Source organism: Pseudoduganella sp. jia 9 (genome assembly GCF_055502615.1).
The window spans coordinates 98,251-117,903 of sequence record NZ_JBUPWE010000014.1; the positions used below are offsets into that span (position 1 = coordinate 98,251).

20 protein-coding genes are annotated in these 19,653 nt (G+C 65.5%); 8 read left to right on the top strand and 12 right to left on the bottom strand.

Going from position 1 to position 19,653, the window contains the following annotated elements:
• Window positions 1–4: 4 nt before the first annotated feature.
• On the bottom strand, window positions 5–877 hold the full coding sequence (locus tag ACY34H_RS19625; protein ID WP_464979146.1) for a helix-turn-helix domain-containing protein: 873 nt from the start codon (window positions 875–877) through the stop codon (window positions 5–7).
• A 163-nt stretch (window positions 878–1,040) separates the two neighbouring features.
• Between ACY34H_RS19625 and ACY34H_RS19630 the strand changes: the two genes are divergently transcribed.
• Window positions 1,041–1,277, top strand: coding sequence for a hypothetical protein (locus ACY34H_RS19630; protein WP_464979147.1), 237 nt, complete (start codon window positions 1,041–1,043; stop codon window positions 1,275–1,277).
• A 22-nt stretch (window positions 1,278–1,299) separates the two neighbouring features.
• Here ACY34H_RS19630 and ACY34H_RS19635 read toward each other — a convergent pair whose 3' ends face one another.
• The 6 genes from ACY34H_RS19635 to ACY34H_RS19660 form a co-directional block, all read right to left on the bottom strand.
• Entirely contained in the window at window positions 1,300–2,667 is a 1,368-nt protein-coding gene (locus ACY34H_RS19635; RefSeq protein ID WP_464979148.1) for an alginate export family protein, read from the bottom strand.
• A gap of 7 nt (window positions 2,668–2,674) precedes the next feature.
• A complete protein-coding gene (locus tag ACY34H_RS19640; RefSeq protein WP_464979149.1) occupies window positions 2,675–4,483 on the bottom strand; it encodes an amidohydrolase in 1,809 nt (602 codons plus the stop codon).
• A 194-nt stretch (window positions 4,484–4,677) separates the two neighbouring features.
• Window positions 4,678–5,574 (bottom strand): LysR family transcriptional regulator, encoded by an 897-nt coding sequence (locus tag ACY34H_RS19645; protein WP_464979150.1) that lies wholly within the window; start codon window positions 5,572–5,574, stop codon window positions 4,678–4,680.
• Between the two features lie 86 nt (window positions 5,575–5,660).
• Window positions 5,661–7,436 (bottom strand): monovalent cation:proton antiporter-2 (CPA2) family protein, encoded by a 1,776-nt coding sequence (locus ACY34H_RS19650; RefSeq protein WP_464979151.1) that lies wholly within the window; start codon window positions 7,434–7,436, stop codon window positions 5,661–5,663.
• A 57-nt stretch (window positions 7,437–7,493) separates the two neighbouring features.
• The gene (locus ACY34H_RS19655; protein ID WP_464979152.1) at window positions 7,494–9,125 is read right to left on the bottom strand and encodes an FAD-dependent oxidoreductase; all 1,632 of its coding nucleotides are present in this window, start codon (window positions 9,123–9,125) and stop codon (window positions 7,494–7,496) included.
• 60 nt (window positions 9,126–9,185) lie between these two features.
• The gene (locus tag ACY34H_RS19660) at window positions 9,186–9,848 is read right to left on the bottom strand and encodes an isochorismatase family protein (protein WP_464979153.1); all 663 of its coding nucleotides are present in this window, start codon (window positions 9,846–9,848) and stop codon (window positions 9,186–9,188) included.
• Window positions 9,849–10,059: 211 nt separating this feature from the next.
• Between ACY34H_RS19660 and ACY34H_RS19665 the strand changes: the two genes are divergently transcribed.
• Complete coding sequence (locus tag ACY34H_RS19665) at window positions 10,060–10,524, top strand: DUF421 domain-containing protein (RefSeq protein ID WP_464979154.1); 465 nt, start codon at window positions 10,060–10,062, stop codon at window positions 10,522–10,524.
• Here the strand turns inward: ACY34H_RS19665 and rfaE2 are convergent.
• Entirely contained in the window at window positions 10,499–10,996 is a 498-nt protein-coding gene (gene rfaE2, locus ACY34H_RS19670; RefSeq protein WP_464979155.1) for a D-glycero-beta-D-manno-heptose 1-phosphate adenylyltransferase, read from the bottom strand. The two genes, ACY34H_RS19665 and rfaE2, sit on opposite strands and share 26 nt — an antisense overlap.
• 145 nt (window positions 10,997–11,141) lie before the next feature.
• Between rfaE2 and ACY34H_RS19675 the strand changes: the two genes are divergently transcribed.
• From ACY34H_RS19675 to ACY34H_RS19685, 3 genes are all read left to right on the top strand, one after another.
• Entirely contained in the window at window positions 11,142–12,107 is a 966-nt protein-coding gene (locus ACY34H_RS19675) for a hydrogen peroxide-inducible genes activator (RefSeq protein ID WP_464979156.1), read from the top strand.
• 12 nt (window positions 12,108–12,119) lie between these two features.
• Window positions 12,120–13,025: a 4-hydroxybenzoate octaprenyltransferase gene (ubiA, locus tag ACY34H_RS19680; protein ID WP_464979157.1), complete on the top strand. Its 906-nt coding sequence runs from the start codon at window positions 12,120–12,122 to the stop codon at window positions 13,023–13,025.
• Between the two features lie 89 nt (window positions 13,026–13,114).
• Entirely contained in the window at window positions 13,115–13,489 is a 375-nt protein-coding gene (locus tag ACY34H_RS19685; RefSeq protein WP_464979158.1) for an ElaB/YgaM/YqjD family protein, read from the top strand.
• 59 nt (window positions 13,490–13,548) lie between these two features.
• Here ACY34H_RS19685 and ACY34H_RS19690 read toward each other — a convergent pair whose 3' ends face one another.
• Genes ACY34H_RS19690 through ACY34H_RS19700 form a run of 3 tightly spaced genes read right to left on the bottom strand, consistent with a single transcriptional unit; the run spans window position 13,549 to window position 15,370 of the window.
• Window positions 13,549–13,773 (bottom strand): hypothetical protein, encoded by a 225-nt coding sequence (locus ACY34H_RS19690; RefSeq protein WP_464979159.1) that lies wholly within the window; start codon window positions 13,771–13,773, stop codon window positions 13,549–13,551.
• 27 nt (window positions 13,774–13,800) lie between these two features.
• Complete coding sequence (proC, locus tag ACY34H_RS19695) at window positions 13,801–14,640, bottom strand: pyrroline-5-carboxylate reductase (RefSeq protein WP_464979160.1); 840 nt, start codon at window positions 14,638–14,640, stop codon at window positions 13,801–13,803.
• A 34-nt stretch (window positions 14,641–14,674) separates the two neighbouring features.
• Window positions 14,675–15,370: a YggS family pyridoxal phosphate-dependent enzyme gene (locus ACY34H_RS19700; RefSeq protein WP_464979161.1), complete on the bottom strand. Its 696-nt coding sequence runs from the start codon at window positions 15,368–15,370 to the stop codon at window positions 14,675–14,677.
• A 61-nt stretch (window positions 15,371–15,431) separates the two neighbouring features.
• On the opposite strand from ACY34H_RS19700, the gene ACY34H_RS19705 reads away from it, so the two are divergent.
• Genes ACY34H_RS19705 through ACY34H_RS19715 form a run of 3 tightly spaced genes read left to right on the top strand, consistent with a single transcriptional unit; the run spans window position 15,432 to window position 18,134 of the window.
• Complete coding sequence (locus tag ACY34H_RS19705; RefSeq protein ID WP_464979162.1) at window positions 15,432–16,475, top strand: type IV pilus twitching motility protein PilT; 1,044 nt, start codon at window positions 15,432–15,434, stop codon at window positions 16,473–16,475.
• A 9-nt stretch (window positions 16,476–16,484) separates the two neighbouring features.
• Window positions 16,485–17,618, top strand: a complete 1,134-nt coding sequence (locus ACY34H_RS19710) for a PilT/PilU family type 4a pilus ATPase (RefSeq protein WP_464979163.1) — start codon at window positions 16,485–16,487, stop codon at window positions 17,616–17,618.
• A 36-nt stretch (window positions 17,619–17,654) separates the two neighbouring features.
• Window positions 17,655–18,134 (top strand): glutathione peroxidase, encoded by a 480-nt coding sequence (locus ACY34H_RS19715; RefSeq protein WP_464979164.1) that lies wholly within the window; start codon window positions 17,655–17,657, stop codon window positions 18,132–18,134.
• 4 nt (window positions 18,135–18,138) lie between these two features.
• Here the strand turns inward: ACY34H_RS19715 and ACY34H_RS19720 are convergent, their stop codons facing one another.
• On the bottom strand, window positions 18,139–19,614 hold the full coding sequence (locus tag ACY34H_RS19720) for an FAD-linked oxidase C-terminal domain-containing protein (RefSeq protein WP_464979165.1): 1,476 nt from the start codon (window positions 19,612–19,614) through the stop codon (window positions 18,139–18,141).
• Window positions 19,615–19,653 lie beyond the last annotated feature (39 nt).

Below are 19,653 nucleotides of genomic sequence, written 5' to 3' on the forward strand. Positions count from 1 at the left end.
TGCCTCAGCGCCTTCTCTCGTTGCGCCACGCACCTGGCGCCATGCCGGTCAGTTTCCGGAACGTTCGTCCGAAGTGAACCGCGTCGGCAAAGCCTGTCGCTTCCGCGACGTCGCCGAGGGACACGTCGGTCGCGGACAGCAGCTGTTGCGCGCGCCGGATACGGGCATCGAGCTGCCATTGGTAAGGCGCCAGTCCCGTCGATGCCTTGAACGCACGGCTGAAATGTGCCTGGGATAAATCAAGCTGGGCTGCCAGGGTTTCCAGTTCGATGCGATGCGGGAAATGGCTTTCCATGTACCCGGTCACACGGCGCAACTGCCACGGCGCGAGTTTCCCGGTCCGGTCGGGGACAGCTTGCGGCGCCGTAAAAACCTGCGATGCGATGGCGGCGACCAGGCCATCGCCATACAGCTGCATCGACGGATCGGGATTGTCCACCGCGTCGGCCAGCATCTTGACCAGGGTCCAGATGCGGTCATTGGAAAACCGCGCCAGCGGCACGCTGAGCCTGGCCGGGTCGAATCGCGTCGCCAGGCGTTCGCCCAGCGTATCGACGTCGAAAGCCAGCGTGGCGTCGACCACCCGCGACGCATTCGTGTGCCCCCACACTTCCTGGTCGGCCGGCGAGAAATGCAGGTATCTCGGCATATGCCCTACAGGGCAGGGTTTGTGCGGGTGGAACCGCGCCTCGCACGTGCCACCGGATTCCTCGAGGATGACGCCCAGGCGCGCCCGCTCCTGCCGGGGAAGCGAAAGGATGACTTCACCGCTGCACTGGAACACGGCAACGCTGAGCTGGACACCATTCCAGGAGCGTTCGGTCACCTGCAGGCTGGCCACGTTCTCCGGCAGGGATGGCGATGATTCGACTGGCATCTGGTCTCCTCGGTTTCAGGGATGCAGGGGCTCAGGCAGCGTAGGCATACGTCCGGGACATCAGGAACGATCCATCAACCGCAGGAACGAACATTGTCGGGCCCGCACCACGTGCTTATCGTTCTCGTACCGCCGATCACTGGCCATACAAGGACGATCCGACATGAATATCAACGATCTTCGCGCAGCTGCTTCCATCCTGCCCGACCGGACACTACCCGGTCGCGCCGTCCTGTACGTGATCTGGGCACGGGTGATGCCGGTGGCGGTCACGTATGCCAATTCCGGGCTGGTGGCAGCCCTGGCCACCGCATGCAGCCTGGCCCTCGCCGACGACGCGCCGTGCCCGGCAGGCAGGCCGTTTCCGGACACGACGCTGGACCTCGACAGTGCACCATGATCTCATTGGGCTCCACTCCTGTTCAGAACCGGTACTGCACGCCGACGCTGACGAAACTCAGCGCATCGCCGGCGCCCGTCTCGCGCAGGAACGCGCCAGGCCGCCCGTAGGCGACGGCCGCGGTCGACGACCAGCCCGGCGCGATTGTCGAGATGATGCCGAGCGATGCGATGGTCGCCACATAGCGGGCATGGCTATCGCCGGCAGGCCGGATCAGCATGCCGTTGGGCGCATACACGCCGTCGCGGATGCTGTGCCGCCAAAAGAAGTCGAGGCTGGCGTTCAGCTGGACCCGGGGCGCGAGCCGCATGGTCAGTGCCGGATGGATATTGAAGAAGTTGCGTGGTCCGAGCGTTGCTTCGTCGCCGAAATAATTGCCGCGCGGGTAAAGGGGATTGACGGTACCGAGGCGGTCGTCGCCGGGATCCTTGTCGCCGCTGGCGATAGCGACGAGGAGCGCCACCCTGGGCTGGCCGGCCACGCCGGCGAAGGTGTGGCCGGTGTCCGTCGCGAGCGACCAGGCGCGGATGCCCGCGTCGCCGAAGCGCCCGCCCTGCAAGACGGCTTCCCAGTTCCAGTCCCACGCTGCCCGGCCGCCGGACACCCGCATACCGGCCGACCAGCGCCGCTCGTGCGCCTCGCCCTGCGCGTAGCGGGCATTGGCGTCTTCGAAATGCAGCGCATACACGTCGAGCGAGACGTCCCGCGAAGCGACGCCGCCGGTGCGGGTCGCGTAGATGCCACGCAGCGCCTGGGTTCGCGAGCGGGCATCATCGAGGCTGCCCGGCCGGTTCTGCCGCGGTGCCGCCGCGAAGGCATCGACGCGCCAGGCGCCGCTGGCCGCATAAGCGCGCACCGCTTCGAAGCTGCGCCGCACGTTCGGGCCCTCGCGGGCGTCGATGACGCGCCCCGAGCCGAACTGCAGCTCCTGGATGCCGGCACGCAGGCCGATGCCGCCTTCGCCATTCCCCGCCGACCGCCATTCGACGAACAGGTTGGTCGGATCGAGCCTGTTCTCGTCGACCGGGGACGGGCCGGCCGCTCGGCCCCTCGTGATCGAGCTGGCCAGCTGCGCGAAGCCGCGCCACTGCCGGCCCAGGCGCAGGTCGGCGAAGACGGAACCGCGCTGCATCAGCACACCCCATCGATCCTGGGGTTGCAGCCCGTAGCGCGGATTGCCGGTGTGCTCGTAGCGCCAGCGCAGGTCGCCGCCCATGCTCAGCCGCACGTCATCGGCGATCGGACGGTCCTTCCAGCATGCGCCGCGGTCGTCGACACCGGCGCATGCCTGGCGCTGGGCGCTGAAATCATCGTCGAACCGCAACGGACGGAACTGCGCCGGCGCCGCTTCGGCCACCAGCAGCAACACGAGGCCGAGCCAGGCGCGCACGCTTGCCTCACCGGGCCTGGTGATAGCCGCCGAAGTGCTTGACCGGCGACCAGGCGGGCAGGATCTCGGGCAATGCCGGCGACAGCGCCTGGTAATCCTGCGCACCGTACACCACCCGGCCGTCCATCACGGTCAGGACCGGGGCAACGGACTTGATCTGCGACTCCGGCACCGTGAAGTAATCCCTGTCCAGAAGCACGAAGTCGGCCAGGTAGCCGGGGGCGATCATGCCCAGCTCGGACTCCGCATGCATGAACCACGCCGCGGTGCGGGTGAACAATCCCAGCGCTTCGGCGCGCGTCAGGCGGTTGTCCCGGGCCAGCACTTCGGTTCCGGAAACCGATTGCCCCGTCACCATCCAGCTGATGCCGACCCAAGGATTGAACGAGGCCGCCCGGAAGGCATCGGTGGTCATGGCCAGCGGGATGCCGCTGTCGACGAGCTGGCGCAGGCGCGGTGTCTGCAAGGCCTTGTCGCGGCCGTGGGTCTTGATGAAGGCGTCGCCATGCAGCGCCATCTTGGTGTCCAGGGCGATGCCGCCGCCCAGCGCCTTCACCCTGGCGATGTTCGCGGGACTGATCGTCTCGGCATGCTCGAGGCTCCAGCGCAGTCCGGCGAGCGGCGTCTTCTCGTTCAGCTTCCCCAGCGCATCGAGGAAAGGCGTGATGTTCTCGTCATAGGTGATGTGCTCGCGGAAAGGAATGCGCCGCTGCACCAGCCTGGCGACATCCCGCTCCACCAGTTCGCGCATCTTGTCCGGCTCGATGATGACCGCCGGGCGGTCGAAGTTCTCGTGATCGTGCACCTCGGCCGACAACAGCTCGCCGGCGCCCCGGTAGACGTGGCCGTGCGCCAGGCCCGGGTGCAGGTTGTGCCCGGGACTGATCGGCGCGGTCTTGGTGATCGCCGTGATCTGCGCATCCACCATGTTGAAGTCCGCGCCTTCCCCTAGCTGGATGTCGACGAAGGGCATGCGGACGTTGAGGCGGTTGTCGCGGGCAAGGACATCGACGGTGCGCACTGCCTTGGGATACCCGCGAAAGCCCGTGCCCGCATCGACGACGGAGGTGACTCCGACCCGGTTGATACTGTGGATCGTCTGGACCAGCGAGCTCACCTCTTCATCGAAGGAGAGCTGTGGAACCATGGCCTCCATGGCGACGAACTGGAAGGTATAGCCATGGACCACGCCGGTGTACCTGCCCTGCCCGTCCTTCTCGAACTCGGTGCCCGGCAACAGGGGAAACTTGCCGGAGCCCACGCCGAGGGCATCCATCGCCTGCTGGTTCATGAAGGCGCGGTTGTAGGCATACTGCACGATCAACGGGCGATCCGGGACTGCCCGGCGCAGTTCGTCCATGGTGGGAAAGCGCTTCTCGTCGAACTGGTAGGGAGACCAGCCGCCGACCACCTTCACCCAGTGGCCTTCCGGTGTCCGCCTGGCCTGCTCGCTCAGCATCGCCAGGGCCCGGCGCAGCGTCGGCACGCCGTCCCACCGCAGCGTGTAGTTGTAGCCGCCCTCGTTGAGCACGTGGGTGTGCGCGTCGATGATGCCCGGTATCAGCCGCCTGCCGCTGGAATCGATGACCCGCGTGCCGGCGTTCTTCAGGCCCAGCACCTCGGCATCGCTCCCCACTGCGTAGATGCGGCCGTTCTTGACGGCCAGGGCGGACGCCGAGGGCTGCGCGGGATTGCCGGTGAATATCTTCGCGTTGTGCACGATCAGGTCCGCGCCTGGCGCCTCCTGGGCGGCCTGTGCATGGGTGTTGGCCAGGCCGCTCACCACCATGATTGCCATCAGTATTGTCGACTTCACTGTCGTTCCCCTGTGTTGGATTTGAAAGGCACCGCGCTGCGCCGATCCGGCCCGGCGAGCGGAAGGGAACGTCCGCCAATGGCGGCATTCCTGAGGGACGATTGTGCTTTTCGCCAGCCTTCCGCGATAGCGCTACCTGATGGCGTGCTGTGTCGCCAAATGGGGAACGCGGACCGGCATGCGGGCGCCGGAAGTCAGCCGAGAGGAACCCTGGCGATATGGGGCATGCTGTCGAAATGCTCGATCAGCAGTTCGGTCAGGATGCGTATCTTCTTTGCAGGATTCGGGCCGGGCGGCCGGACGACGTAAGCCGCCGCAGGGGGCGGCGGATAGCGCGTCATGACGGCGACGAGCGCGCCGGAATCCAGATGTTCCTGGACGAGGATGTTGGGGAGCCAGCCAATGCCGAGCCCCGCGAGCGCGGCCGCCACCAGGGCTGCGCCGTTATCGGCCTTGAAGCGCCCTTGCGGGCGTACCGTGACGGTCTTGCCGCCATCCATGAAAAACCAGGATTCGGTGCCCTGCATCAGGGCCTGGTGGCCAAGCAGCTCATCGGGTGTCGCGGGCGCTCCATGCGCCTTGATGTATTCCGGACTCGCGACCGTCGTTCCATGAACCGGTCCGACCCGTCTTGCGATGAGGTTGGAGTCCTGGAGATAGCCGACCCGTATCGCGCAGTCGTAACCTTCCGTGATGAGATTGACGACGTGGTCGCTGTAGCAGGTCTGGATCTGCAGCTGCGGATGGCGTCGTGCCATCTCCGCGAGCACCGGCGCGAAATGCGTCGGGCCGAATGTCAGCGGGGCGGCAATGCGCAGGCGTCCGCGCAGTTCGCCCGCCGGGGCAATCGTTTCCTTTGCCAGGTCCATCTCGGCGCAGACCCTGGCCGCGTAATCGCGAAACGTGGCGCCGGCTTCCGTCAGCGCTGCGCCGCGGGTGGTGCGCGACAGCAGCTGGATGCCCAGGTCCTCTTCCAGCCGGGCGAGCCGGCGGCTGACGATCGACTTGGCAACGCCGAGCCGCAGCGCGGCAGGCGAGATGCCGCCGGCATCGGCAACTTCCACGAATGTCCGTAATTCCTCGATATCCAATGACTGCTCCGTTTCGCGATACAGGCTCCTCCTCGATGGTACTTCCTGCCGAACATGAAAGCACGAAAAAATTGCCTGTCATGTCACTACCTGGCGAGCGGTTTCGCCAATGGTGGTACATGCAGCGGCTCCGGAATGATCGGAAAATGGATACGGTCGAGGCCCGACATGGAATCCCCCTGCACCTGCTCCGACAGCCGCTCGGCATCGCGCTGGCGGATGTCGCTGGCCGCCTCGTCGACATCGGCCGGCGCGTAGCCCAGTGCGCGCAAGCCCTCCGCCCCCATCAGGTAAGCCGATTCGACCGTTTCGCGGATCTGGAAATCCACGCCCGCGCGGATCAGTTCCACCGCATGTTCGCGGTCATAGCTGCGCACCAGGAGCCTGGCCTGCGGGAACTGGCTCTGTGCCAGCTTCACGATCTGCGTGGCGGCCTTCCGGTCGTCGATGCATACCATGATGGCATCGACGTCTCCCCCGCCCGAGTGGCGCAGCGTGTCCAGCCGGGTGCCTTCGCCAAAGAAGACCTTGAAACCATACCGCTGCGCATCGCGGATGCGGACGGGATCCTTGTCGATGACGGACAGCCTGACGCCACTGGACAGCAGGATCTGCGAGGCGATCTGCCCGAACCGGCCGAAGCCGATGACGAGCACCCTTCCCTTCAGGTCCCGGGCGGCGTCGATGCCCTCCATCGACGCTTCCGTTCGCAGCAGGCGGTCGGCGGAAAGCATGATCACGGGCGACGCCGCCATCGACAGGATGACGACCGTGGAGAACAGGGCATTGGTCCGCGCATCGAGAATCCCGGCCGACATGGCGGCGGCGTACAGCACGAAGGCGAATTCGCCGCCTTGCAGGAACATCGACGTGCGGTGCAGGGCCTGGTGCCGGGATGCTCCGAAGATGCGCCCAGTCGCATACACCGCGACACCCTTCGCGAACATGAATGCGAGCAGCAATGACAGCAGCAAGCGCCATTCCGCCGCGACGATGGCCAGGTCCAGTGACATCCCGACCGCCAGGAAGAACAGTCCCATCAGCAGGCCGCGAAACGGTTCGATGTCGCTTTCGATCTGGTGCCGGTAGCTCGAACTCGACAGCATCACGCCGGCCAGGAATGCACCCATGGCCATCGAGAGGCCGGCGAATTCCATCAGCAACGCGGCGCAGAGCACGACCAGCAGCGCGCCCGCGGTCAGCACTTCGCGTGTCCGCGTCTGCGCCAGCAAGGCGAAGAACGGGTTCAGGGCCCAGCGCGACACGGCCAGCAGCGACAGCAGCGCCGCGATCGCGATGAGCATGCCGGACCATCCGGATTCCTGTTGCGCCGGCGGCGACAGCAAGGCTACGACGGCCAGCAACGGCACGATCATCAGGTCTTCGAACAGCAGGATCGCCACGGACTTCTGCCCCTCCGTTCCAGACATCTCGCCCCGGTCCTGCAGCACCATCATGATGACGGCGGTCGACGACAGAACGAAGCCGGCCCCGGCGACAAAGGCAGCTGGCGCCGGGAAGCCAAAAACCGCGTACGCAGTCAGCGTCAGCGCGGCAGTGGCAGCGGTCACCTGGGCGAGACCGAGGCCGAAGATCTGGCCACGCATGGCCCACAGCTTGTGCGGGCGCAGTTCCAGTCCGATCACGAACAGGAACATCACCACGCCCAGCTCGGAGATATGGAGGATCGACCCGGCATTCGTCACCAGTCCCATGGCCGACGGACCGATCAGCATGCCGGCGGCAAAATAGCCGAGTACCGATCCAAGGCCGAGCCGTCGAAACAACGGCACCGCGATCACTGCAGCGCCCATCAGCACGACCGCCGGTCCGATGGTTTGTACCAGGCTCGTTCCAGACATCACGTCTTCCTTTTCAATGTAGTTCGAATACGTCGGCAGGGCGAGCTTCCGGCGCGGTCATTCGCCCGGCCGAAGGAGATGCTCCCAGACGCGGGAGATGACGACCGACCCTTCTCCGACCGACGAGGCGACACGCTTGGTCGAACCGGCCCGCACGTCGCCGACGGCGAAGATGCCGGGGCAGGAAGCGGTGTAGGGCGAATCGGCGTCGACGTCGCCACCGGTCAGCACGAAGCCCTTGTCGTCGAGCCGCACCAGGCCGGCAAGCCAGCCCGTGTTCGGCACCGCGCCCACCATCACGAACACGGCGCAGGTGTCGACCGTTTCGTCCGAACCGTTGCGACGGATCGTTACCGCTGCCAGCCTCCCGTCGCCATGCAAGGCCACCATCCTGGCGCCGTAGTCGATCGTGATCGCGGGATCGGCCTCGAGGCGGGTCGACAGATAGCTGGACATCGAGGCGGCCAGCGAGTCGCCGCGGACCAGGAGCCGGACCTTGGCGGCGACGCGGCTGAGGAACATTGCCGCCTGTCCGGCGGAGTTGCCGCCGCCGATGACGATCACTTCTCCGTGACGGCAAAAGCGTGCCTCGTTCTCGGTGGCGGAATAGTAGATCCCCGCCCCCTCGAATTCGGCGAGGCGGTCGATGGGCAGGCGGCGATACTGGACGCCGGTTGCGATGACCACGGCGCGGGAGCGGATCCGCTGGCCATTGTGGAACGTGGCGCAGAACGTACCGTCCTCCAGCCTGTCCAGGGCCTCGACGCGAAGCGGCATGGCAAAGCGCGTGCCGAACTTCATCGCCTGCACATGTCCCCGCCACACGAGGTCCGCGCCGGAGATACCTGTCGGGAAGCCCATGTAGTTCTCGACCCTGCTCGACGTGCCGGCCTGCCCGCCGATGGCGATGTCCTCGACCACCAGTGCGCTCAACCCCTCGGCACCCGCATAGACGCCTGCCGAGACGCCTGCCGGGCCGCTGCCGACGATCAATACGTCGACTGCCTCGTCGTCGACGAGGTCCTGGTTCAACCCGATCAGCCGGGCGATCTTTTCCGGCGTCGGATCGGTGACGACCGTGTCCTTGCCGAAGATCACGGCGGGCCGGTCCGGATCGGCCGAGCAGCTCACGGCCACCGCATGCGCCTGCGCGCTGCCCAGCGGGTGGGACACGTACGGCAGCCGGTTGCGGCCGGCGAATTCGGCAATCCGCCGGATCTCGCGGTGCTCCTCCTCGCCGATGAGCACGAGCGAGCTGTGCCCCGTTTCCAGGGCCACTTCCAGCTGCTTGCGGCGCCGTCCCGCAAGGATGGTGATGATGATGTCCGACATCTCGGGGACGTGCGCCATCAGCGCGAGCATGTCGGCGCGAGGCACCTCGATGACAGTAGTATCGCGGGCCGCCCGGAACATCGTCGACCAGCTGCCGCCAGCAAGGAACGAAATCTCTGCCATGAACTGGGCCGGTCCCAGCGTGGCGGCGACCAGGCGCTCCCCGGTGAAACTGTTCACGACCTCGATCTCGCCCTCCTCGACGTAGACGAAGTTCTCGACGGGATCACCGGGCCGGACCAGTACCGTGCCGGCCGGATGGCGGGTCCGGGTGCCCGCGCCGCGGATGGCGGCGACGTGCGATTGCGCCAGCGGTACACGCTGCATTCCCGACAGGTCTGGTCCAATGTTTTCCACGTGCGGCTCCCGGTTTGCGCCGCCGCGGCGCGACGCGTGAATGTGCGTCTGCTGTTTAGATCAGAAGCCCGAGCTCTGCAAGGTCTCCACCTTGGTATTGAGCAGTTGCTGTTCCCACAGGAACGCAATACCGCTGCCCGGCTCATGCGCCTTGAGCACTTCGACGAATTCGAGGATGTGCTCCGTGCGCGCATGGTCGCGCTGCCATTCGGACGCCACCGCCAGCCACGTCATCACATTGGCGCCGGCGGCGAGCATGCGCTGGATGGCTCTTTCATGGGCCTCGACGGTCACGCCGCCGCAGGCATCGGCGACCACGGTCACGTCCCAGCCCTCGCCCAGCGCGTGGATCACCGGCATGGCGACGCAGATCTCGGTATAGAGGCCGGCGATGATCAGCTGCTTGCGGCCGGTCGCCTTGACGACATCGACGACGTTCGGGTCTTCCCAGGTGTTGAGGGTGGTGCGATCGATCACTTCCTGATTGGGGAAGACATCGGTGATCTGCGAAAAGACCAGGCCGCCCCGGTCGGCGATGACGCTGGTAAGGATGGTCGGGACGCGGAAGGCCTTGGCGGTTTTCGTCAGCGCCGCCGCGTTGTTGACTACCTCGTGTGCGGTGTGGCTGTGCAGGTTCGCGAGCTGGAAAGGCTGATGGTCGATCAGGACGAGTACCGAATCCTCCGGGCGAAGCAGCGAATTGAGGCCGTTACGAAAGCTCATGATGATCCTTTGCGTTGGTTGAACAGGGCTGGTTTCCAGCGGCAGACGCGGTGGCGTTGCCGACTGAAATATTGTCATCCTGCTTATCGCCCCGCTAGTACCGTCGGCAGTCTGGCTGTGTCGCAGATCGGGGAACACCGCAAGCTCTGCGGTGTTGGCATAAATGCATGAAAAGTCGTATAAGCACACTCATCATCAAGATGGAGGTGCTATGTTCGACATGGGCTTGCCGTGGTGGGAATTCGTCGTGCGTGGCGCCATCGTTTACTGCTTCCTGCTGGTCATGGTGCGCATCACGGGCAAGCGCACCATTGGCCAGTTCACGCCGTTCGACCTGCTGATCGTGATGCTGCTGTCGGAGGCGGTGTCGAACTCGATGACCGGGGGAGACGAGTCGCTGCCGGGCGGCCTGATCATTGCCACCACGCTGATCGCACTGAATGTGTTCTTTGCCGTGGCCACGTCGCGCAGCCGCAAGCTCGCCGACCTGATCGATGGGCGCCCCGTGCTGCTGGGCCGGGACGGCAAGATTTTCGATGACGTCGTCAGGAGCTGCCGGGTGGCCGAAGGCGACGTCGAGCAGGCCCTGCGCGAGGCCGACTGCCCGGTTCACAAGATGAAATGCGCTTTCCTGGAACCGGACGGGAAGATCACGATCCTGCAGAACGAGCAGTGAATTCGCGTACCCTGGCCAGCAGCTTCGTCGTCGAACGGTCATGCTCGAAGTCGATCGCCACGGCCTTGCCGCCGTAGGCCAGCACTGCCTGCCCTTCCGGGATTGCCGCCATGTCGTAATCGCCGCCCTTGGCATAGATTTCCGGCTGCGCTTCCAGCACCACTTCCAGCGCCGTGTCCTCGTCGAACGGCACGACCAGGTCCACCGACTCCAGCGCGGCCAGCACGGCCATCCGGTCGTCCAGCGTATTCAGCGGACGGTCGTCGCCCTTGCCCAGCCGCTTGACCGAGGCATCGGTATTGGCCGCCACCACCAGCGCGGCGCCCAGTGCGCGCGCCTGCGCCAGGTAGGTGACGTGGCCGCGATGCAGGATGTCGAACACGCCGTTGGTCACCACGACCGGCTTGGGCAGGGCGGCAACGCGGGCGCGCAACTGGTCGCGGGGGCAGATCTTGTCTTCGAACGAGGGCATGGCAAAAACCGGTAAGTGTCGGACCCCGCATTATAGAGGCCCGTGCGGGGGCCCGGCCAGGCGCACCGCGAGCCGTTCCCGCAGGGGCATTCCGTTACAATACCCCGTCCGGAACGCCCCGCATGTATCGACCTGCATTGACTCTATGACACTCACCGAACTGAAATATATCGTCGCCGTCGCGCGCGCCAAGCACTTCGGCCACGCCGCCGAAGCCTGCTTCGTGGCCCAGCCCACGCTGTCGGTAGCGATCAAGAAGCTCGAGGACGAGCTGGGCGTGATGCTGTTCGAGCGTGGCGGCGCGGAAATTTCCGTCACGCCGCTCGGCGCACAGATCGTGGCCCAGGCCGAACGCGTGCTGGAGCAGACCGCCGCCATCAAGGAGCTGGCCAAGCAGAACAAGGATCCGCTGGCCGGCCCGCTGCGCCTCGGCGTCATCTACACGATCGGCCCCTACCTGCTGCCGCCGCTGGTGAAGACGATGATCGAGCACACCCCGCAGATGCCGCTGATCCTGCAGGAAAACTATACGGTCAAGCTGCTCGAACTGCTGCGCCAGGGCGAGCTCGATGCCGCCATCATGGCCCTGCCGCTGCCCGAGCACGGCATGGCCATGCAGACGCTGTACGACGAACCGTTCGTGGTGGCGATGCCGAACAGCCATCCGTGGACAGCCCGCGAACGCATCCCGGCCGAAGACCTGAAAAGCGAAACCATGCTGCTGCTGGGCGCCGGCCACTGCTTCCGCGACCAGGTGCTCGAAGTGTGCCCCGAGATGGCGCGCTTCTCGACGCCCGGCAACGGCATGCAGCGCACGTTCGAAGGCTCGTCGCTGGAAACCATCCGCCACATGGTTGCTTCCGGCATCGGCCTGACGGTGCTGCCGCGCGCTTCGGTGGCCGACATGGAAGCAAAGGACGGCATGCTGCAGTTCCGCCATTTCGAGGACCCGCAGCCGTCGCGCCGCGTCGTCATCCTGTGGCGCAAGAGTTTTACCCGCAAGGCCGCGATCGACGCGGTATGCGATGCCATTGCCCAGATCCGCCTGCCCGGCGTGATCAATCTTGGCTTGAACAATCCCGGCTCGAACACGGCCGAAGCGACCGCCTGAGGATCACCGATCATGCACGCTCCTGCTCCCGATTCCGCTCCCAATCCTGCTTCGTCCCCCGCCCCGAGCAGGCTGCAACTGTATGTCCGCCTGGTCCGGCTGGACAAGCCGATCGGCACCGTGCTGCTGTTGTGGCCCACGCTGTCGGCGTTGTGGCTGGCCTCGAACGGCGTGCCGGACTGGCACCTGCTGGCGATCTTCTGCCTCGGCACCTTGCTGATGCGCTCGGCCGGCTGCGCCGTCAACGATTATGCCGACCAGGATTTCGACCGCCACGTCAAGCGCACCGCCGACCGCCCGATCACCAGCGGCCGCGTCAGCGGCAGGGAAGCGCTGGCCCTGGCCGCCGGCCTGTCGCTCGCGGCGTTCCTGCTGATCCAGCCGCTCAATGCCCTCGTCAAGCAATTGTCCGTGGCGGCCTTGATCATTGCCGGCACCTACCCCTACTTCAAGCGCTTCTTCGCGATCCCGCAGGCGTACCTCGGTATCGCGTTCGGCTTCGGCATTCCGATGGCGTTCGCCGCCGTTCAGGACACGGTGCCGGCTTGGGCCTGGCTGCTGTTGCTGGGGAACGTGTTCTGGGCCGTGGCCTACGACACCGAGTATGCGATGGTCGACCGGGATGACGACCTGAAGATCGGCATCAAGACCTCGGCCATCACCTTCGGCCGCTTCGACGTGGCGGCCGTGATGCTGTGCTACGGCGTGCACCTGGCGATCCTGCTGGCCGCCGGCGCCCATTTCGGCCTCGGCACGTGGTACCAGGCGGGCCTTGCAATTGCCGCCGCCTGCGCCGTTTACCACTACTTCCTGATCCGTGGACGCGAGCGTGCGCCGTGCTTTGCAGCATTCCGCCACAATAACTACCTGGGAGCGGCCGTATTTGCCGGGATCGCGCTGGACTTCGCGCTGCGCTGACATCTGTCATGCGTAAATAGTTGCGATTAAGCAATCTCTTGCATGCGGCTGCCTACTCCAGCTTTCCCACAATCAAACACGAGGCGACCATGGATCAGACGAACAACCCCACCGCAGGTAACGGCGCCGGCAGCACCGCTGGCACCGGCAGCATCGGCAGCGACACGAGCGCCGCGCGCGACCGCCTGATGAGCGACCTGAAAACCGCCATCGGCGACGCCGAACAGTGGCTGCGCAGCGCGGCCAGTTCCAGCGCCGACGGTGCCGAAGAAGCCAAGTCGCACTTCAAGGAAACCCTGCGCAGCGCGAAAACCAACCTGCTGACCCTGGAAGACAACGCGCTGGCAAAAGGCAAGCTCGCCGCCCAGTGCGCCGATACCTACGTGCACGACAACCCATGGCGTTCGGTCGTCATCGGTGCCGTCGTGGGCCTGCTGGCCGGCGTGATCATCTCGCGCGACTGATCCCGCCTGTCGGCGAAAAAAACGGCCCGCATTGCGGGCCGTTTTTCATCATCCAGGCATCAGCCCTTTGCCGCCGGCGTATGGAAGCATAGCGCCAGCAGCCAGCCACCGAACGAATACAGCTTCCAGCACGCGCCGAAGCAGAGGAAGTACAGGATGGCCTGATAGGGATTCATCCCGGTCAGCGTCGGCAATCCGGCGCCTTCGGTCAGGTACAGCGTCGTCATCGTCGTCAGGATGCTGACCAGCATCACGAACCACGGTTTTCTCTCCAGCTTGTCCATGCAGCCTCCCCCGTATCGCGATCGACTTCAGCTATCCCCGCCCATCTGTTCGCCCAGTTCCTTGCCGCGCGCCGCAGCGGCCTTCACGGCGGTGACGATCGCCGCCTTCACACCGCTCTCTTCCATGCTGGTCAGTGCCGCATGGGTGGTGCCGCCCTTCGACGTGACCCGCTCGCGCAGCAGCGCCACCGGCTCATCCGACCGGGCAGCCAGTTGCGCGGCGCCGGTAAAGGTGGCCTTCGCCAGCTCCAGCCCCTGCTCGGCCGTCAACCCCAGCTCGACGGAGGCCTGCTGCATGGCCTCGATGAAGTAGAACACGTAGGCCGGGCCGCTGCCGGAAACCCCGGTCACCGCATCGATCTTTTCTTCGTCGTCCAGCCACACGGTAGCGCCGACGGCTTTCAATACCTGGTCGGCTGCCTGGCGCTGCGATGCCGTCACGCCCGGCGAGGCGACGAGACCCGAGATGCCCATGCCGATCAGCGCCGGCGTGTTCGGCATGCAGCGCACGATCGCGCCATAGCCGCCGAGCCAGCGCGACAGGTCGGCGCTGCGGATGCCGGCGGCGATCGACAGCACCAGCGGCGCATGCTTTCCATGCGGGCCGGCGTTCGCCAGCAACGGCACCAGCGGCGCCACGGCCTCGCGCATGCTCTGCGGTTTCACGGCCAGCACGATCACCTCGGCCGCGCTGACGGCGTCGTCGATCGCCGATGCCGTCGTCACGCCATGCTGCGCATGCAGCGCTTCCAATGCGGCCGGATTCGGATCGACGACGTGGATATTGGCGCCCGGCGTAACCTTGCCGGCCAGGCCGGCGATCAGCGCGGCGGCCATGTTGCCGCCGCCGATGAATGCAATCTTCATGGATATCCCTTGCTTGTCTCTGTTAATTGCTCAGTTATTTGTTATAAGTTCGCGCGCCGAAAATGGCGCTGCCCACGCGGACGATGGTGGCACCTTCCAGGATCGCCGCGCGCATGTCGGCGGACATCCCCATCGACAGCGTGTCGAAACCAGGCCCGAATTTGTCGCGCAGTCGTTCGAACAGTTCATGCATCGCAGCGAAGGGTGCACGCTGCGCTGCAAAGTCGTCCGCGGGTTCCGGGATCGCCATCAACCCGCGCAATGCGAGGTTCGGCAGCCGCGCCACCGCCTCTGCCAGCGACTCGACCTCGTCCGGCGTGGCGCCGCTCTTGCTGGCCTCGCCGCTGATGTTGACCTGCACGCACACGTTCAGCGGCCCCAGCGCCGGCGGGCGCTGTTCGGACAGCCGCACGGCGATCTTCTCGCGCTCGACCGTATGCACCCAGTCGAAGTGTTCGGCAATGGGCCGCGTCTTGTTGCTCTGGATCGGGCCGATGAAATGCCATGCCAGGCCCAGCTCTTTCAATGCCTGGATCTTGTCCACGCCTTCCTGTACATAGTTTTCGCCGAACGCGCGCTGCCCGGCCTGGGCGGCCGCGAGCACGGCATCGGCGCCGAAGGTCTTCGACACGGCCAGCAGCTGCACGCAGCCAGCGGGGCGCCGCGCCTCGCCGCACGCGGCCACAATGGCATTTTCGACAGCTTGCAAACGCTCTGGGATTCCGGACATAATCTGAAGCGCCAGCTTGGGGACCATAGCTGGCATTATTTTTTAGGCACAGGGATTATAAATGGACATCTCCGATCTGCTCGCGTTCTCCGTGAAAAACAAGGCTTCCGACCTGCACCTGTCGGCCGGCCTGCCGCCGATGATCCGCGTGCACGGCGATGTGCGCCGCCTGAACGTGGATCCGCTGGAGCACAAGGAAGTGCACCGCATGATCTATGACATCATGAACGACTCCCAGCGCAAGGCGTACGAAGAGATGCTCGAAGTCGATTTCAGCTTTGCCATCCCCGGCCTGGCGCGCTTCCGTGTCAATGCCTACAACCAGGACCGCGGCGCCTCGGCCGTGCTGCGCACGATCCCGTCGAAGATCCTCACGCTGGAAGACCTGAACGCGCCGAAGATCTTCGGCGAGTTCGCGCTGAAGCCGCGCGGCCTGGTGCTCGTCACCGGCCCCACCGGCTCCGGCAAGTCGACCACGCTGGCCGCCATGGTGAATCACCTGAACGAGCATGAATACGGCCACATCCTCACCATCGAGGACCCGATCGAGTTCGTGCATGAATCGAAGAAGTGCCTGATCAACCAGCGCGAAGTGGGTCCGCACACGCTGTCGTTCAGCAATGCGCTGCGCTCGGCGCTGCGCGAAGACCCGGACGCGATCCTGGTCGGCGAGCTGCGCGACCTGGAAACGATCCGCCTGGCCCTGTCCGCCGCGGAGACGGGCCACCTGGTGTTCGGCACGCTGCACACGTCGTCCGCCGCGAAAACGATCGACCGCATCGTCGACGTGTTCCCCGCCGAGGAAAAGGAAATGGTGCGGGCCATGCTGTCCGAATCGCTGCAAGCGGTGATTTCGCAGACGCTGCTGAAGACCAAGGATGGTGCCGGCCGGGTAGCCGCGCACGAGATCATGGTGGGCACGCCGGCGATCCGCAACCTGATCCGCGAAGCCAAGATCGCGCAGATGTACTCGGCGATCCAGACCGGCAGCAATGCCGGCATGCAGACGCTGGACCAGAACCTGACCGACCTGGTACGCCGCAACGTGATCTCGGCGGCCACCGCGCGCTCGGCTGCCAAGATCCCCGAAAACTTTCCCGGATAAGAAGCCGTCATGGAACGCGACCAGGCCAGTAAATTCATGTTCGACCTGCTGCGCCTGATGGTCGGCAAAAAAGGATCGGACCTCTTCATTACCGCCGGCTTCCCGCCGGCGATGAAAATCGACGGCAAGCTCACGCCCGTCTCCGCGCAGCCGCTGACGGCCGCGCATACGGCCGACCTGGCCCGTTCGATCATGAACGACAAGCAGGCCGCCACGTTCGAGCAGACCAAGGAAGCGAACTTCGCCATCAGCCCCGGCGACCTGGGGCGCTTCCGCGTCTCGGCCTTCGTGCAGATGGGCGCCGCCGGCATGGTGCTGCGGGTCATCAACAGCAAGATTCCCGACCTGGACGAGCTGGCCCTGCCGCCCGTGCTGAAGGAAGTCGTCATGGCCAAGCGCGGCCTGGTGATCATGGTCGGCGCCACCGGCTCCGGCAAGTCGACGACGCTGGCGGCAATGGTCGGCTACCGCAACGAGCACAGCTACGGCCACATCATCACGATCGAGGATCCGGTCGAATTCGTGCACCCGCACCGCAACTGCATCGTCACGCAGCGCGAGGTCGGCGTCGACACGGAAGACTGGGAGATCGCCCTGAAGAATACGCTGCGCCAGGCGCCGGACGTGATCCAGATTGGCGAGATCCGCGACCGCGAAACGATGGACCATGCGATCGCGTTTGCCGAAACGGGCCACCTGTGCCTGGCCACGCTGCACGCCAACAGTGCCAACCAGGCGCTGGACCGCATCATCAACTTCTTCCCCGAAGAGCGCCGCCAGCAGTTGCTGATGGACCTGTCACTGAACCTGAAGGGCATGATCTCGCAACGCCTGATTCCGCTGAAGGAAAGCCGCGGGCGCGCGGTGGCGATCGAAATCCTGCTCAATTCCCCGCTGATCTCCGACCTGATCTTCCAGGGCAAGGTGCATGAGATCAAGGAGCTGATGAAGAAGTCGCGCGAGCTGGGCATGCAGACGTTCGACCAGTCGCTGTTCGATCTCTACGAGGCGGACAAGATCAGCTACGAGGATGCGCTGCGCAATGCCGACTCCGTCAACGACCTGCGCCTGGCCATCAAGCTCGAAGGCAAAGGCGCGCACCGCGACCTGTCGTCCGGCACCGAACACCTGGGCCTGATCTAGAGAAACAAAAGAACCACGAGAACCCGAGGAGACCACATGAGCACCGTCTTTGATTTTTCCGCTGTCGGGCTGGCCGGGCAACCGGTGGACCTGGGCCAGTACCAGGACAAGGTGCTGCTGATCGTGAACACTGCCAGTGCCTGCGGCTTCACGCCGCAGTACGCCGGCCTGGAAAAGCTGCACGAACGCTTCCGCGAGCGGGGCTTCGAAGTGCTGGGCTTCCCCTGCAACCAGTTCGGCGCGCAGGAACCGGGCACGCACGAGGAAATCGGCGCCTTCTGCGAAAAGAACTATGGCGTCACATTCCCGCTGTTCGCCAAGATCGACGTCAACGGCGACAATGCCCACCCGCTGTTCCAGCACCTGAAGAAAACAGCGCCTGGCGTGCTGGGCACCGAAGGCATCAAGTGGAATTTCACGAAATTCCTGGTGCGCCGGGACGGCAGCGTGGCCAAGCGCTATGCGCCGTCGACCAAGCCGGACGACATCGCCGCCGATATCGAGGCGCTGCTGTAGGACGCTAGAACCGCGGCAGGTCCGGATGCGGCAGCACGCCGCCCGTCACGCGCATTCGGCCGAACTCGGCGCAGCGCTGCAGCGTGGGAATGGCCTTGTCCGGATTGAGCAGCGATGGCGGATCGAAGGCGCGCTTGACGCCGAAGAAGGCGTTCAGCTCGCCGGCACCGAACTGCACGCACATCGAATCGATCTTCTCGATGCCCACGCCATGCTCGCCGGTGATCGTGCCGCCGACAGCCACGCACAGCGCAAGGATATCGGCGCCGAACGCCTCGGCGCGCGCCAGTTCGTCCGGCACGTTGGCATCGAACAGGATCAGCGGGTGCAGGTTGCCGTCGCCGGCATGGAACACGTTGGCACAGCGCAGGCCATATTTCACTTCCATCTGTGCGATGCCCGATAACACCCGCGCCAGGTGCCTGCGGGGAATCGTGCCGTCCATGCAGTAATAATCGGGCGAAATGCGGCCGGCGGCCGGGAATGCGTTCTTGCGGCCCGACCAGAACCTCAGCCGCTCGGCCTCGCTGGCCGACACCGCGATGGCGGTCGCGCCGGCTTCCTGCAGCACGGCCGCCATGCGCGCGATCTCGTCTTCCACTTCTTCGGGCGTGCCGTCGGCCTCGCACAGCAGGATCGCCGCGGCGTCGAGATCGTAGCCGGCGTGGACGAACGGCTCGACCATGCGCGACGAAGTCTGGTCCATCATTTCCAGGCCGGCGGGAATGATGCCGGCAGCGATCACGCGCGCCACCGCGTTGGCACCGGTGACGATATCGCCGAACGACGCCATGATCACGCGCTGCACCGCCGGCTTCGGCACCAGTTTTACGGTGACCTCCGTGACGATGCCCAGCATGCCTTCCGAACCGATGAACACGGCCAGCAGGTCGAGCCCCGGCGCGTCGGGGGCTTCGCTGCCCAGTTCGACGACGTGCCCGTCGATGGTGGCCACGCGCACGCGCAGCACATTGTGCACGGTGAGGCCGTACTTCAGGCAATGCACGCCGCCGGAATTCTCCGCCACGTTGCCGCCGATGGTGCAGGCGATCTGCGACGAGGGATCGGGGGCGTAGTACAGGCCGTACGGCGCGGCGGCCTCGGAAATGGCCAGATTGCGCACGCCTGGCTGCACGACGGCGGTGCGCGCATGGGCATCGACCCGCACGATACGGTTCAGCTTCGCGGTGGACAGCACCACGCCGTCGGCGATCGGCATCGCCCCGCCGGACAGCCCGGTGCCGGCGCCGCGCGGCACGATCGGCACGTTCATGCGGCGGCACACGTCCAGCACCGCCAGCACCTGCGCCTCGTCCTGCGGCAGCGCGACGATCATCGGCGGCTGGCGGAACGCGGACAGGCCGTCGCATTCGTACGGGCGGGTATCTTCCAGGCGGGACAGCACGCAGGCCGGCGGCAACACGGCGCCCAGGGCCCGTGCGACGTCGCGCTGGCGGCTTTCGGTGAACGGCATGCTCATGGGCCGATTGTAGGGCGAAACGGCAGGCCATGGCGGACG